12 protein-coding genes are annotated in these 14,114 nt (G+C 66.3%); 5 read left to right on the forward strand and 7 right to left on the reverse strand.

Annotated elements, in window-relative coordinates:
* Window positions 1-12: 12 nt before the first annotated feature.
* On the reverse strand, window positions 13-1,878 hold the full coding sequence (locus tag HL666_RS24885) for a feruloyl-CoA synthase (protein WP_172184128.1): 1,866 nt from the start codon (window positions 1,876-1,878) through the stop codon (window positions 13-15).
* 301 nt (window positions 1,879-2,179) lie between these two features.
* Between HL666_RS24885 and HL666_RS24890 the strand changes: the two genes are divergently transcribed.
* Complete coding sequence (locus tag HL666_RS24890; protein WP_172134418.1) at window positions 2,180-2,659, forward strand: MarR family winged helix-turn-helix transcriptional regulator; 480 nt, start codon at window positions 2,180-2,182, stop codon at window positions 2,657-2,659.
* 163 nt (window positions 2,660-2,822) lie between these two features.
* Here HL666_RS24890 and HL666_RS24895 read toward each other — a convergent pair whose 3' ends face one another.
* Together HL666_RS24895 and HL666_RS24900 are read right to left on the reverse strand one after the other, a co-directional pair.
* Window positions 2,823-5,702: an EAL domain-containing protein gene (locus HL666_RS24895; RefSeq protein ID WP_172134417.1), complete on the reverse strand. Its 2,880-nt coding sequence runs from the start codon at window positions 5,700-5,702 to the stop codon at window positions 2,823-2,825.
* Between the two features lie 168 nt (window positions 5,703-5,870).
* Entirely contained in the window at window positions 5,871-6,869 is a 999-nt protein-coding gene (locus HL666_RS24900; RefSeq protein ID WP_172110018.1) for an NAD(P)H-quinone oxidoreductase, read from the reverse strand.
* 84 nt (window positions 6,870-6,953) lie between these two features.
* Here HL666_RS24900 and HL666_RS24905 point away from each other — a divergent pair, with 84 nt between their 5' ends.
* Window positions 6,954-7,145, forward strand: coding sequence for a DUF1192 domain-containing protein (locus tag HL666_RS24905; RefSeq protein WP_172110017.1), 192 nt, complete (start codon window positions 6,954-6,956; stop codon window positions 7,143-7,145).
* 625 nt (window positions 7,146-7,770) lie between these two features.
* Complete coding sequence (rcdA, locus tag HL666_RS24910) at window positions 7,771-8,283, forward strand: protease adaptor protein RcdA (RefSeq protein WP_172110016.1); 513 nt, start codon at window positions 7,771-7,773, stop codon at window positions 8,281-8,283.
* Between the two features lie 157 nt (window positions 8,284-8,440).
* Here rcdA and rpmE read toward each other — a convergent pair whose 3' ends face one another.
* Window positions 8,441-8,668 (reverse strand): 50S ribosomal protein L31, encoded by a 228-nt coding sequence (gene rpmE, locus HL666_RS24915; RefSeq protein ID WP_012046762.1) that lies wholly within the window; start codon window positions 8,666-8,668, stop codon window positions 8,441-8,443.
* A 235-nt stretch (window positions 8,669-8,903) separates the two neighbouring features.
* Between rpmE and HL666_RS24920 the strand changes: the two genes are divergently transcribed.
* Together HL666_RS24920 and HL666_RS24925 are read left to right on the forward strand one after the other, a co-directional pair.
* Window positions 8,904-10,763, forward strand: coding sequence for an ABC transporter ATP-binding protein/permease (locus HL666_RS24920; RefSeq protein ID WP_172110015.1), 1,860 nt, complete (start codon window positions 8,904-8,906; stop codon window positions 10,761-10,763).
* Window positions 10,764-10,906: 143 nt separating this feature from the next.
* On the forward strand, window positions 10,907-11,107 hold the full coding sequence (locus HL666_RS24925; RefSeq protein WP_172110014.1) for a hypothetical protein: 201 nt from the start codon (window positions 10,907-10,909) through the stop codon (window positions 11,105-11,107).
* A 201-nt stretch (window positions 11,108-11,308) separates the two neighbouring features.
* Here the strand turns inward: HL666_RS24925 and HL666_RS24930 are convergent, their stop codons facing one another.
* The 3 genes from HL666_RS24930 to HL666_RS24940 all read right to left on the reverse strand — a co-directional run bounded on the left by HL666_RS24930 (window position 11,309) and on the right by HL666_RS24940 (window position 14,107).
* Window positions 11,309-11,758 carry a GNAT family N-acetyltransferase gene (locus HL666_RS24930; protein ID WP_172134415.1) on the reverse strand — a complete coding sequence of 150 codons (450 nt, stop codon included), beginning with the start codon at window positions 11,756-11,758 and terminating at the stop codon, window positions 11,309-11,311.
* Window positions 11,755-12,783, reverse strand: coding sequence for a peptidoglycan -binding protein (locus tag HL666_RS24935; RefSeq protein ID WP_172110012.1), 1,029 nt, complete (start codon window positions 12,781-12,783; stop codon window positions 11,755-11,757). Before HL666_RS24935 ends, HL666_RS24930 begins: the two co-directional genes overlap by 4 nt.
* Window positions 12,784-13,117: 334 nt before the next feature.
* Complete coding sequence (locus HL666_RS24940) at window positions 13,118-14,107, reverse strand: MotA/TolQ/ExbB proton channel family protein (protein WP_172110011.1); 990 nt, start codon at window positions 14,105-14,107, stop codon at window positions 13,118-13,120.
* Window positions 14,108-14,114: the final 7 nt, after the last annotated feature.

A 14,114-nucleotide genomic window follows, 5' to 3' on the forward strand; every position in this document is an offset into this window, starting at 1 on the left:
TCCTCGTGTCGCTCAGGAGGAGCTTGGACTCGGCCTGATGAGGTCGGACGCCGCATCGTCCTGCAGCCTTGCGACGAGATTGGCACGACGGCTCAGCACTGCACGCTGGTTGATGTAACCCTTGTCGGTAATCTCGCCGGCGTCGAGCGAGGGAGGCTCCGCCATCAGCAGCGCGCGGGTCGCGTAGCGCGACGAGCCGATGGCTTCGGTGCGCAGTCTCGTCAGCCCTTGCGCAACCGCCTGGCGCACTGCGGGATGCGCGAGCACCTCGCCGACTGAGGCTGTGTCCGCCAGCCCAGCCTTGCTGCGGCAGGCCGGAACGTTCGGCACGATCAGGAAGTGAACCTCGTCGGTGCCGTGGCCGGCAATCACGATATCCTGCACCAGCGGCGCCAGCGCGGCGATGCCGGCGATACGCAACGCGCCGACATTCACCCACGTGCCGGAGCTGAGCTTGAAGTCCTCGGTGATGCGGCCGTCGAAGAATAGGCCGCGCTCCGGATGATCGGGGTCGGCGAGCTTCACGGCGTCGCCGATCTTGTAGAAGCCTTCTTCGTCGAAGGCGGCGGCGGTGATCTCGGGCGCCTTCCAATAGCCGGGCATCACGTTGGCGCCACGCACGCGGACCTCGAGCTTCTCGCCGGTGGGCACCAGCTTGAGCTCGGTGCCAGGAATCGGCACGCCGATATTGCCGGCGCGCTCGGCGAAGAAGTGGCAGTCGGTCGCGAGTGGCGAGGTCTCTGTCGCGCCCCAGGCCGACACCAGCGGCGCCGGGCGGCCGATCGTCGCCATGCTCATCTCGTTGAGCGCATCCCAGAGATTCTGCGGCAGCGCCGCCGCTGCATAGAGGATGCATTTCACGCCGGAGAAGAATTTCCGCCGCAGCTCATTGTCCGTCTTGAGCGCTGCGACCAGCATGTCGAAGCCGCGCGGCACGTTGAAATAGATCGTCGGCACCATGCTCCTGAGATTGGCGAGCGAGGCCTCGAACAGGCCGGGCGCGGGCTTGCCGCCGTCGATATAGATCGAGCCGCCCTGGGCGAGAACCAGGTTGAAATTGTGGTTGCCGCCGAAGGTGTGACTCCATGGCAGCCAGTCGACGATGACGGGGCCGCCTTCGACCTCGCGCAGAAACGTCCAGAGCTGGCCCTTGGCCTGCTGGCTCATCGTCAGCATCCGGTGCGTGTTGATCACGGCCTTCGGCTGGCCGGTGGAGCCCGAGGTAAACAGCAGCTTTGCAATCGTGTCGGGTGTCACTGCGGCAAAGGCGCGGTCGACCTCCGGGCCGGGCTTCGTCGTGGTCAAGGTCTGCAGCGGCACGGCGCCGGAGCCCTCGCCATCGCCGGTGATGATCGTCGCGCGGTGCAGGCCGTCGATCGCCTGGAGCGCGCGGGCGAACGGGCCGTGCGCGGCGACGAAGATGGCGCCGGGATCGAGCAGCTTGATCATCGCTCGCAGCTTCTCGTGATCGGTCGACATCAGCGAATAGGCCGGCGAGATCGCGCAGACGGGAATGCCGACATGCTGTGCGGCGAGCGCCAGCACCGCATGCGCGATGCTGTTGTCGGAGAGAATCGCGAGCGGGCGGTCGGGGCTTAGTCCCTGCGCCAGCATCCAGGCGGCTGCGGCGCGAGCCTGTGCGAGCGTCTCGCCATAAGTAAGCCAGGTCCAGGTCTCGCCGCGGCGCTCGGCCAGGAACGTCCGGTCCGGGACGGTGCCCGCCCAGTGCTCCAGCCATTCGCCGGTGCAGCGTGCGGCGGGCAGCAGCTCCATGCGTGAACGCAGGATGATGGCGCCGTCCTTGCGCCTGATCGCCTCGATCGACGGCTCGGCAAACATGGCGGGTTGCGGTTCGGTGCGACGTTCAGCATTCGCCATGGGAGGCCTCCGCTGCGTTGGAGGCGATGTCGACGGGAGCCGTGCCCGCAGGTCCGCGGCGAGAGAACACGGTGCGCTGCGGCGTGCGATCCGCTCCATGGCTCCGCTGCATTGCCGTCACAATGCGGTCAGCCGCAGTCGTTGAGCGCGACATGGCTCCTCCCTCCCATCTGATATTCGTTGCCCGTCAGACTAACAGAATAGTTGTAAGTTGCAATTATTGTTCCCGTGACCAGTTGCGGCGGCTTGTTCTGGCGATGCCGCGGGTCTAGGCATGGGCATCTCATATCAGTGAGCCAGCATGCCCAAGAGCGAGCGCGCACGCGCGCAACGAGACGTAGCGAGACAGGACGCCCGGATCGGCCTCGGCGAGCTCGAGAGCCATCTCGGCTATTTCGTCCGGCGCCTGCAGCACTGGATCTTCCGTGACGTCAACGCGGCGCTTGCACCGATCGAGCTCGACGTCATCCTCTATTCGATCCTGGAGACGATCGCCGCCAATCCCGGCGCCACGCAGATCGCTGTCGCCGGGGCGCTGGGCATCGAGCGCGCGCGCATGGTCGCCCTGCTCGACGATCTGCAGCAGGCCGGGCTGATCGTGCGCGAGCGCTCCGAGCAGGACCGCCGCGCGCATGCACTCGGCCTGACGCCGCGTGGCCGCATGATCCTGAAGAAGGCGAATGTCGCGGTGGCTGCCCACGAGAAGCGCGTGGCGCGCCGCCTCGGCGCCGACAATTATCGCCGTGCGCTCACGGCGCTGTCGCAGTTCGAGACGGACTAGGCGCGTCGCGAACAGGCGATGTCGCGAGCCTTCTGCCTCGCAAGCACGCATCGGTCATCACTCACACGGCACCTCTACGCGGTACCGCGGTAACTCTACCTGAAACGAAGCAAAAGAAAAGATGCATCCTGAGGCTGTCGCGCCCCTGGATGCATTGCAGCCCTCAGCTTGCCGCTTCCAGCCGCTCTTCGGTCAACAGCCGCATCGCGGCGTCGGCGTCCATCGGCTCGCCAAAGGCGTAGCCCTGGGCGTATTCGCAGCCGAGCTGATAGAGCTCGACGGCATCGGAGTCCGTCTCCGCGCCCTCCGCCACCACATCCATGCCGAGATCGTGGGCCAGCGCGATGATCGATTTGAGGATCACCGGACGGGTGCCCCGCGCGGTGGTGCGCACGAAGGACTGGTCGATCTTCAAGGTGTCGAACGGGAAGCGCTGCAGATAGGCGAGCGAGGAGTGGCCGGTGCCGAAATCGTCGATCGAGAGGCCGACGCCGAGCTCGCGGATGCGCGTCAGCATCTGCGCCGCGTGCTCGGGATTCTCCATGACCAGCGATTCCGTCAGCTCGATCTTGAGCGAGCCGCGCGCCACCGACGAGCGCGCCAGCACCGAGCGGATGTCGTGGATAAGGTCGTGGCGGAGCAGCTGGCGCGACGAGACGTTGACGCTGGCGAAGATCGGCTCGCGCAGCCGCGTCGCGCGCTGCCAGACCGAGAGCTGCCGCGCGGTCTGGTCGAGCACGAAGGTGCCGAGATCGACGATCAGGCCGATCTCCTCGGCGATGGTGATGAACTCGATCGGCGACATCCGGCCGAGCTTCGGATGATCCCAGCGGGCCAAGGCCTCGAAGCCGGCGATCGAGCGATCCTCCAGCCGCACGATCGGCTGGTACAGGATCGTGATCTCCTGGCGCTCGATCGAGCGGCGCAGCTCGCTCTCGAGCGTCAGGCGGTCGTTCTTGCGGGCGCGCATCGCCGGCTTGTAGACGTCGATGCGGTCGCCGCCGATGCGCTTGGAGTGATACATCGCCAGCTCGGCATCCTTGATGATGTCTTCCGACAGCTGGGTCTGCGGGTCGGACAGCGCGAGTCCGATCGAGGCGGTCAGGAAGATCTCGCGCTCGTTGAAGGCGATCGGCGCGCGGATGGTCTTGCGGATGGTCTCGGCAAACGCCGTGATGCGGGCGGGATCCTGCTCGGACAGCAGGATCAGACCGAACTGATCGCCGGCCAGCCGCGCCAGCGTGTCCTGGGGCTTCAGGATGCGCGACAGCCGCCGCGCGAGCGTGAGCAGGATGGAATCGCCGACCGCGATGCCGACGGAATCGTTGACCTGCTTGAAGCGGTCGAGATCGATCACCATCAAGGTCGGCCGCAGCGTCGGCATCGTCTTGGCGAAATTGGCGACCGCGGCGAGGCGATCGATGAACAGCTTGCGGTTGGGCAGGCCGGTCAGATTGTCGTGCACGCTGTCATGGAGCAGCCGCTCCTCGGCATTCTTGAACTCGGTGACGTCCGTGAGCGTGCCGACGACGCGCGAGACCTCGCCGTCGGAGCCGACCACGGGGCGCGCCTTGAGCGCGAACCACATGAAGTGGCCGTCGGGCGTGCGCAGCCGGAAGTCCTGCACGAGCCGGCCGCGGCGCTGGTCGAGCACGCTGTCGAGCGCGGCGCGGAAGCGGTCCTGGTCGAGCGGATGCAGCACCTCGAGCCATTTCGCCGCGGGTCCTTCGAGCGTGCCGCGCTTCAGGCCGAGCAGGCTTTCGGTCTCGGGGCTCGTGAACACCTTGTCGGCGGAGACGTCCCAGTCCCAGATCAAATCGCCGGAGCCGGCCAGCGCCAGCGCGCGGCGCTCGACGTCGGAGACGATGCCGGTGGTTGCGCCGCCGCCGGCGAAGGCGTGCTGCATGACGGTGAAGCCGATCAGCATCACGATCAGCACCAGGCCGCCGAGCAGCGCAGGTCCGACGATGTCGTTGGTGACCTGGCCCGCCACCGTCATGCCGGCTGCGCCGACCCAGACCGTGAGCAGGAACCAGGTCGGGATCAGCAGCACCGCGCGGTCGAAACCGTGGCTCGAAAGATAGACGATCAGCGCGAAGCCGACGACCGCGATCAGGAGCAGCGAGATGCGCGCGATGCCTGAGGCGACGGCGGGGTCGAACAGCGCCACCGCGACCAGCGACCCCAGGAAGAACAGCCACCCCAGCGTGATGTGCGAATAGCGGACGTGCCAGCGCGACAAGTTGAGGTAAGCGAACAGGAACACCAGCAGGGTGGCGGCGAGGATCGCCTCGCCGGAGGCGCGCCAGACCCGCTCGGCGTTGTTCGACATGTCCAGGACCTTGCCCCAGAAGCCGAAATCGACGCCGATATAGACCAGCACCGCCCAGGCCAGTGCGGCGGCGGCCGGGAACATGATGCTGCCCTTGACCACGAACAGGATGGTCAACACCAGCGCAAGCAGGCCGGAGATGCCGATCACGATGCCCTGGTACAGCGTGAACGAGTTGACCTTGTCCTTGTAGGATTCCGGCTCCCACAAATAGAGCTGCGGCAGCTTGTCGGTGCGCAATTCAGCGACGAAGGTCACGACCGAGCCGGGATCGAGGGTGACGCGGAAGACATCGGCGGTCGGGCTCTCCTGCCGCTCCGGCAGGTCGCCGATCGAGGGGGTGATGGTGGCGATTCGCGACAGGCCGAGATCGGGCCACAGCACGCCGGAGCCGACCACGCGGTAATGCGGCGCCACGATCAGGCGGTCGAGCTGGTCATCGGTATTGTTGGCCAGCGCGAACACGATCCAGTTCTGGCCGCCCTCGCGGGCGCGGACTTCGATGCGGCGGACGATGCCGTCGGTGCCGGGCGCGGTCGAGACCTGGATGCGGTCGTTTTCGCTGCGCTGGTGATCGAGGATGCCCGTCAGGTCGATGGCAGGCGCGTCGCTGCGAACGCTGACGGCGTCAACGGCCTGAGCGGGGGCAGCGGCACCACACATCACGAGGCCCAGCGCCACCATGGACGCCAGGCACCTGATCAGACGCAATGTCAAATCTCCGCGTTCGACACCAAACCACAGCGAAACAGTTCAAACTTAAAGGCACGTTCGCAAAGGATTTGGAGCCGTTCCAGGCACGGTTCAGATGTGCGCGATCATTGGCACGAAAGCGAGGAAAATCAAAGAGTTTCCAAACACGCTCTGTTTAGACTGCGCCTAGATTTCCAACACAATTTTGCCAATATGTTGGCTGGTCTCCATGCGTGCATGCGCTTTGGCTGCATCTGCGAGTGGAAACGTCGAGTCCATCAGCGGCTTGATGCGGCCCTCGCGCAGGAACGGCATCACCTTGGCTTCGATCGCGGCCACCATCGCCGCCTTGTCGGCATTGCTGCGCGGGCGCAGGGTCGACCCGGTGTGGGTCAGGCGCTTCACCATCAGCTTGACGAAGTTGACCGTGGCCTTGGCGCTGCCGAGGAAGGCGATCTGGACGATCCGTCCGTCAGTCGCCGCGGCGTCGTAGTTGCGCTCGATGTAGTCGCCGCCGACCATGTCGAGGATGACGTTGGCGCCCTTGCCGCCGGTCGCCTCCTTGACCACCGCCACGAAGTCTTCCGTCTTGTAGTTGATGGCGCGGTCCGCCCCGAGCTTGACGCAGGCCTCCGCCTTGTCCTGCGAGCCGACGGTGACCAGCACCGTGGCGCCGAACGCCTTGGCAAGCTGGATCGCCATGGTGCCGATGCCCGAGGAGCCGCCATGCACCAGGAGGGTCTCGCCCGCCTTGAGGCCGCCGCGCTCGAACACGTTGTGCCAGACCGTCATCAGGGTCTCGGGCAGGGCGCCGGCCTCCTTGATGGACAGCGCCGGAGGCACCGCCATCGCCTGGGCGTCCTGGGCGATGCAATATTGCGCGTAGCCGCCGCCGGCCACCAGCGACATCACGGTGTCGCCGAGCTTGTGCCGGAGAGCGCCGTCGCCGAGCGCGACCACCTCGCCGGCGACTTCCAGCCCCGGCAGGTCGCTGGCGCCGGGCGGCGGCGGATAGCTGCCGGAGCGCTGGGCGACGTCGGGACGGTTCACGCCGGCGGCCTTCACCTTGATCAGGATCTCGCCCGGCCCCGGCTTGGGAACGGGCCGCGTCTCGGGCTTCAGCACCTCGGGTCCGCCCGGCTGGCTGATGGCGACCACGGTCATTTGCGCGGGCAGCTGTTCCATGAGAAATCCTTGGCAAGAGATCAAGCGGGTGCTGGGGCGTGCTTAAGCCAGCCCGGGCCCCGCTGGCAACCGGGAGAGGGCGAGATGGCACACGAGGACGACGATCGGCCGCGCAAGGCCGTTTCCCACGAGATCGGGCAGGATCTCTCGATGCTGTCGGTCGAGGAGCTGACCGGCCGCGCCGCGCTGCTGCGCTCGGAGATCGAGCGGATCGAGCAGGCCTTGGCCAAGAAGCGCGCCTCGCGCGATGCCGCCGCCAGCATCTTCAAGTCCTAGAATGGTTCCGCAGCACGTAGAAATACGGTCGGCCAGTGGCCGACATGGCTAACGAAGTTTGAAAAATTTGTGCCATTTACGGTTGATTAAGCTTTCGCGTTTACAACCGTAACCGTCCTCGTTTGGACACTGAGTGGCTCCTGTCCACTCTGTTTGACGCCTCCCTGTTATCAACTTCAAAGCCGCCGGCAACGGCGGCTCTTTTTTTGGCCGCGCGCGATCGTCCCTGCATCACCCGGAGCGTCGTGAGGCCGTTAACGTCCCGGCAAGCACGTCGGCGCATGCCGGGAACGGTTAGCTCGGGATCGTCTTGAAGCTGTGCCGGTCGGCGGATCGGCGCGCACCGGTCGCATCCCTGTGCGTCGCAACAGTGAATAAATTCATCGTCGTCCAACTACCGCACATTGTTGCCGCGATCGTGGTTGCTAGTTGTGACGCGTGCACGACTCGGTCGAACTGATCGTCCCGCAGCCGCAAATGGTACGCCGACACGGCACGTCCCACGCCGTGGAAACCATATTGGGCGTTGCTGCTGGACTCTCGAAACCGGCCGCGCAATGATTTGTTCATCATACCGGCGCGGTTGCCGGATTGCGTAAACAGTCGCGTTTATGAGGCGTTAACCATGTCGGACCGTTTGCTGGGCGATGGCGCTCTTGTTCAGTTCAATGAGCGGCTCACCAACTCCGCTGCATTCGGCACGCTGTTCCGGGAAGGCATGGATCTGGTCGAGGAGACCGCCGCCTATCTCGACGGCGAGGGCCGCAATGAAGCCAAGGCGCTCGACCGCGCCGTCAGCCTGACCTACGCGACGGAGAGCATGCGGCTCACCACGCGGCTGATGCAGCTCGCCTCGTGGCTGCTGCTGCACCGGGCGGTGAAGGAGGGCGAGATGACCCTGGGCCAGGCCAATCGCGAGAAAACCAAGGTCAAGCTGACCGCCGCCGATCCCGGCCCGGCCGACCTGCTCGAGAAGCTGCCACAGCAATTGCAGGATCTGATCGCCCGCTCGATGAGCCTGCAGACGCGGGTGCGCCGGCTCGACGCAACCATCCATTCGCCGCCGCCGGACCAGAGCGCGATCGGCAATCCGCTGGTTCCGCACCTCAACCGGCTGAAGGCGGCCTTCGAGCAGTAAGGCCATCGGGCCTGCGGCTCGGCCTTGGCCGAGCCGGTCTGTGCCAGACCGCAGTCTAGCCACTCAAACAAAAACGCCCCCGTCTCCGGGGGGCGTTTTGCTGTGATCAGGTCCATTCAGGGCAGAGCAAAGGGCCGCGCGAGGCGGCCCGGAGGCATCAATCCTTCTTGAGGAAACCCTGGAACTTCTTCTGGAAGCGCGAGACGCGGCCGCCGCGGTCCATGATCTGCTGGGTGCCACCGGTCCAGGCCGGATGCGACTTGGGGTCGATATCGAGGTTGAGCTTGTCGCCCTCTTTGCCCCAGGTCGAGCGGGTCTGGTACTCGGTGCCATCGGTCATCACGACCGTAATCGTATGATAATTCGGATGAATGTCGGCTTTCATGGCGGGTCCTGCGGCGTGATGCGAAGACATGACGCGGCGCAGCCGCGCCTGATCCTGTCGTCACTGAAGGGGGACAATTGGCGCGCTCTATAGCCCAAGGTCCCGCCTAAAACAAGCCAAGGTCGCCAAACAAGCCAGGGACGCGCGTCGGCACCTTGGTATGTTTCCGGATTTGCCAAGTCCGGTGCGGCAGGCCTATCACGACGGCAGATTGGATGAATTCTCAGGTGGCCCCATGAGTGCAGTGGAACGGCTTGACGAGCGGCAGAGCGCTGCCCCCATGGCGCAGGAGGCGGTGGAAGATGCCGTCGCCGCCGTCGAGGCGCTGACCGAGCCGGCCGTCCCGGTTCGCCGCTCCAAGCTGCGTCCGCTGCTGGCGCTGGCCCCCTATATCGCCCGCTACCGCATCCGCGCCGTTCTCGCCCTGGTCGCGCTGACGATCGCCGCATTGACCACCCTGCTGGTGCCGGTCGCGGTCCGCCGCATGATCGATTTCGGCTTCACGCCGAAGGGCATCGAGCTGATCAACAGCTATTTCAGCGTGATGATCGCAGTGGTTGCCGTGCTCGCGCTGGCAAGCGCCGCCCGCTACTATCTCGTCATGACGATCGGCGAGCGCATCGTCGCCGACATCCGCCGCGACGTGTTCGCGCATCTGATGTCGCTGTCGCCGTCGTTCTTCGATTCCGCGCGCTCCGGCGAGCTGGTGTCGCGGCTCACCGCCGATACGACGCAGATCAAGTCGGCGGCCGGCGCCTCGGTCTCGATCGCGCTGCGCAATCTGCTGCTGTTTCTCGGCGCCACCGCGATGATGGTGTTCACGAGCCCGAAGCTGTCCTTGTTCGTGCTGCTGGCGATCCCGCTGATCGTGCTGCCGCTGGTGGCCTTCGGGCGCTGGGTGCGCCGTCTGTCGCGCAACGCGCAGGATACGCTCGCCGATGCCTCGGCCTATGCCTCGGAGCTGGTCGGCGCGATCAGGACCGTACAGGCCTATACCAGCGAGAAGCTTGCGGCCGGCCGCTTCGGCGGCGAGGTCGAGCAGGCCTATGAGGCGGCGCGGGTCTCGACCAAGGCGCGCGGCGTGCTCACCGCGATCATCATCTTCATCGTGTTCTCTAGCGTCGTCGCGATCCTCTGGGTCGGCTCGCATGACGTGCTGACCGGCAACATCAGCGCCGGCCGGCTCGGCCAGTTCGTGCTCTATGCGGCCTTCGCCGCCGCCGGCCTCGGCCAGCTCTCGGAGGTCTGGGGCGAGGTCTCGGCGGCCTCGGGTGCTGCGGAGCGGCTGTTCGAGCTGCTGCACGTCCAGCCGGAGATCACCGCGCCCGCACGGCCCGTGGCGCTGCCCGAGCCGGCGCGCGGCGACATCGGCTTCGAGCGCGTCAGCTTCGCCTATCCGAGCCGTCCCGACGTTCGGGTCCTCGAGGACGTGTCGTTTGCGATCCGTGCCGGCGAGAAGGTCGCGATCGTCGGCCCGTCCGGCGCCGGCAAGAGCACGCTGTTTCATCTCTTGCTACGCTTTTACGATCCGGCGTCAGGCACGATCTCGGTCGACGGCGTGCCCGTGCGCGCCGCCGATCCGCGCAAGGTGCGCGAGCGGATGGCGCTGGTGCCGCAGGAGTCCGTCGTGTTCGCGGCAAGCGCGCGCGAGAACATTCGCTTCGGCCGCCCCGAGGCCACCGACGCCGAGGTCGAGCGCGCCGCCGACCTCGCCCATGCCAGCGAGTTCATCCGCCGCTTGCCGGAAGGGTTCGAGACCCAGCTCGGCGAGCGCGGCGTGACCTTGTCCGGCGGCCAGCGCCAGCGCATCGCGATTGCGCGCGCCATCCTGCGCGATGCGCCGCTGCTGCTGCTCGACGAGGCGACCTCGGCGCTCGACGCCGAGAGCGAGACCCTGGTGCAGACGGCGCTCGAAGGCCTGATGAAGGACCGCACGACGCTGGTGATCGCGCATCGTCTCGCGACAGTGTTGTCCTGCGACCGCATCCTCGTGATGGACCGTGGCCGGATCGTCGAGCAGGGCACGCATTCGTCGCTGGTCGCCGCCAATGGCCTCTATGCGCGGCTGGCGCGGCTGCAGTTCGAGACCGTGTAGTTTCAGCAACACCCGTGGACGGTCTGCAACACCGCGAATTCTCGTCGCAGACCCTGCAACCTTTCTGCAGCTTTATACGTTCCCTGCGCGAAACTTCATGGCGCCATTCATGCTGTGGCGCCCATCGCACAGGATGAATGACCATGCCCTATCGTCGTGGCAGCTTTGCCCTCACGCCGCCGTCGTTCGTGATCTTCGCCATCGCGCTGGTGCTCGCGCTCGTCGCGATGCTCGCGCACTACATGCACGCCTCGGTGCCGCTGCTGTCCGCCGCCCACGCCTTCGACGCGCTGGCGATCGCCTTCGTGGTGCTGACGGTGGGCGTGCTGTTTCGTGGCGTGTAGTTGCTGATATTGCTGCCCACTCGGTGTCGTCCCGGCGAACGCCGGGACCCATAACCCCGGTCGAATGTTTGGTAGTCGAACATCGCCACATCGTTCTTCGCAACACCTCTGCTGCGGAGTATGGGTCCCGGATCTGCCCTCGCTACGCTCGGTTGTCCGGGATGACAGCGGTAGGTTCGGCCGGCGGCGGTGTGTCTGTGCCTAGGGCGTCCACGCCATCCGCAGCACCGGGCGGCCGGACGTCGGGTTGACGTCTTCGCCGGCTTCGATGAAGCCGTTGCGCTTGTAGAAGCTGATGGCGCGCGCGTTGTCCTTGTTCACCAGCAGGGTGATGCCAGAGGGAGACCGCTGCTTGGCGGCGTCGACGAGCTGCGTCGCGAGCGGTGAGCCCCAATGCGCAGGTGATACGACAAGCTGGTCGAGATAACCCGTAGCATCGATGGTGACGAAGCCCGCGAGCGTGCCTTCAGTTTCGCCGACGATCACCGCGGCCTTGGGGACCAGCTCGCTCCGCCACCGCTCGCGCCACCACGGCACCCGCGCGGCGAAATCGATGGTAGGATAGGCGAGCTGCCACGTCTCCTGCCACAGCGCGATCGTCGCGTCTTCATCGGCGGCGCGATAGGGACGGAGGGTGAAGGGCGACGTCACCGCTCCGTCAGCTTCAATTCGATACGGCGGTTGCGGCGGAAGGCGTCCTCGGTGTTCGCGGGATCGAGCGGCTGGAATTCGGCAAAGCCCGCCGCGACGAGGCGCTGGGCGGGTACGCCGAGCGAGATCATATACTGTACCACCGAGATGGCGCGCGCCGACGACAACTCCCAGTTCGACTTGAACACCGGGCTGTTGATCGGACGAACGTCGGTGTGGCCGTCCACCCGCAGCACCCAGGAGATCTCGGCCGGGATCTGCTTGTCGAGATCGACCAGGGCCGTCGCCACCGAGTTCAGCTCCTGCTGTCCCTCCGGCAGCAGCGTCGCTTGCCCGGTGTCGAAGAACACCTCCGACTGGAATACAAAGCGGTCGCCGACGACGCGGATGTCGGGACGGTTGCCGAGGATCGCGCGCAGCCGGCCGAAGAACTCCGAGCGGTAGCGCGTCAGCTCCTGCACCCGCTGGGCCAGTGCGACGTTGAGGCGCGAGCCGAGATCGGCGATCCGGCTCTGCGATTCCTTGTCGCGCTTCTCGGACGCGTCGAGCGCGTCCTCGAGCGCCGCGAGCTGACGCCTGAGCGCGCTGATCTGCTGGTTGAGCACCTCGATCTGGGCCAGGGCCCGCGCCGTGACCTGCTTCTCGGAATCGAGCGCGCGATTGAGCTCCGAAGCGCGTCCTGCGGCATTGCTGCCGGCATTGGCGAGCCCGTCATAGAGCCCCTTGATGCGGTCGCGCTCGGCCTCGGCATTGGAAAGGCCGGCGCGCAGCTGCGCGACCTGGTCGTCGAGCGACAGCTTGCCGAGCTTCTCCAGCGACAGCATCTCGTTGAGCTGCGCGATCTTGGCGTTGAGCTGCTCCAGCGCCTTGTCCTTGCCGGTGACCTCCTGCGACAGGAAGAACTGCACCACCAGGAACACGGTCAGCAGGAACACGATCGACAGCACCAGGGTCGACAGCGCGTCGACGAAGCCCGGCCAGTAGTTGAGGCCGGACTCTCCCCGGCGGGAACGGGCCAGCGCCATTCAGCGTCTCCTCAAGTAACGGTTGGCTTGCGGTGTTGCCAAGCTTGTCGCCGATTGGAAGTGACGGCGCATCCGCGGACTCGGTGCACCCTCTCCCCTTGTGGGAGAGGGTGGCGGGCATGAGCGCAGCGAAATGCGCGCCGGGTGAGGGGTTCTCTCCGCGGAGACAGACCCCTCACCCGGCTCGCGCCCGCTCCGCGTGCGCGATCCACCCTCTCCCACAAGGGGAGAGGGTGCACCGCTGCTGTGGCACGATGGGTGTTCATCACAACCAAAACGGTCACCGCCTTCTGCGTGAAGTCGTTCGTCGCGTTCGACGGCGCAACCACGCCGCTCAACTCTTCTCCGTCTGCCGCGCCAGCCGCTCCAAGAGCCGCTTGATCTCGCGGTTCTGCTCGCCCTGGCCGTCGGCCCATTCGCGGATCATCTGCTGCTCGGTGCGCATGTGCGCGACCAGGCCCTGGATCGCCTCGGCGAGGTTGGCCATGGCCGCGGTGGCGCCGCGATTGGAGCCTTCCTCCATCGCCGTACGCAGCCGCTCGATGGCCACCGAGAGGTCGGCGCCGGTGTCGCCGGTGCCGCCATATTCCCGCACCGTGCCGGCCAGCCAGTCCTCCAGGTCGGTATAGAAGCGGTTCTGCGCCTGGCTCGACTGCAGGTCGAGGAAGCCCAGGATCAGCGAGCCGGCGAGGCCGAACAGCGAGGACGAGAACGAGATGCCCATGCCGCTGAGCGGGGCGGCGAGACCGCCCTTGAGGGTGTCGAACAGCGCGCCGGCGTCGCCGCCGACCTTGAGCCCGTCGATCACCTTGCCGACCGAGCCCACGGTCTCGATCAGGCCCCAGAAGGTGCCGAGCAGGCCGAGGAAGACCAGCAGGCCGGTCATGTAGCGGGAGATGTCACGGGCCTCGTCCAGCCGGGTGGCGATGGAGTCGAGCAGATGGCGCATGGTCTGCTGCGAGATCGACATCCGCCCGGTGCGCTCGCGGCCGAGGATGGCGGCCATGGGAGCCAGCAGGACCGGGTGGCGAGGCACCGCGAGGCCGGGGTCGGCGATACGGAAATTGTTCACCCAGGAGACTTCCGGATACAGCCGGACGACCTGCCGGAACGCCAGGATGACGCCGATCAGCAGCACCGCCCCGATCAGGGCGTTGAGGCCGGGATTGGCGAAGAACGCCATGATGATCTGCTTGTAGAGCACGACCCCGACCAGGGCGCACAGCACCAGGAAGACCAGCATCCGCACCAGGAAGATCCGGGGCGTGGACAGTTTGGTCGGGTCGACGCCCATGGCGGAGCGGGGAGGGGAGCCTTGAGGCATTGTCGAT

The organism is Bradyrhizobium aeschynomenes (assembly GCF_013178945.1).
In the GTDB taxonomy this organism is placed as follows: Bacteria; Pseudomonadota; Alphaproteobacteria; order Rhizobiales; family Xanthobacteraceae; genus Bradyrhizobium; species Bradyrhizobium aeschynomenes.

What these genes read in the sequence shown, in the direction of transcription:
- HL666_RS24885 (WP_172184128.1), bottom strand. Translation starts at nt 1,878, where the DNA reads ATGGCGAATGCTGAACGTCGCACCGAACCGCAACCCGCCATGTTTGCC.
- HL666_RS24890 (WP_172134418.1), top strand. Translation starts at nt 2,180, where the DNA reads ATGCCCAAGAGCGAGCGCGCACGCGCGCAACGAGACGTAGCGAGACAG.
- HL666_RS24900 (WP_172110018.1), bottom strand. Translation starts at nt 6,869, where the DNA reads ATGGAACAGCTGCCCGCGCAAATGACCGTGGTCGCCATCAGCCAGCCG.
- HL666_RS24905 (WP_172110017.1), top strand. Translation starts at nt 6,954, where the DNA reads ATGGCACACGAGGACGACGATCGGCCGCGCAAGGCCGTTTCCCACGAG.
- rcdA (WP_172110016.1), top strand. Translation starts at nt 7,771, where the DNA reads ATGTCGGACCGTTTGCTGGGCGATGGCGCTCTTGTTCAGTTCAATGAG.
- rpmE (WP_012046762.1), bottom strand. Translation starts at nt 8,668, where the DNA reads ATGAAAGCCGACATTCATCCGAATTATCATACGATTACGGTCGTGATG.
- HL666_RS24920 (WP_172110015.1), top strand. Translation starts at nt 8,904, where the DNA reads ATGAGTGCAGTGGAACGGCTTGACGAGCGGCAGAGCGCTGCCCCCATG.
- HL666_RS24925 (WP_172110014.1), top strand. Translation starts at nt 10,907, where the DNA reads ATGCCCTATCGTCGTGGCAGCTTTGCCCTCACGCCGCCGTCGTTCGTG.
- HL666_RS24935 (WP_172110012.1), bottom strand. Translation starts at nt 12,783, where the DNA reads ATGGCGCTGGCCCGTTCCCGCCGGGGAGAGTCCGGCCTCAACTACTGG.
- HL666_RS24940 (WP_172110011.1), bottom strand. Translation starts at nt 14,107, where the DNA reads ATGCCTCAAGGCTCCCCTCCCCGCTCCGCCATGGGCGTCGACCCGACC.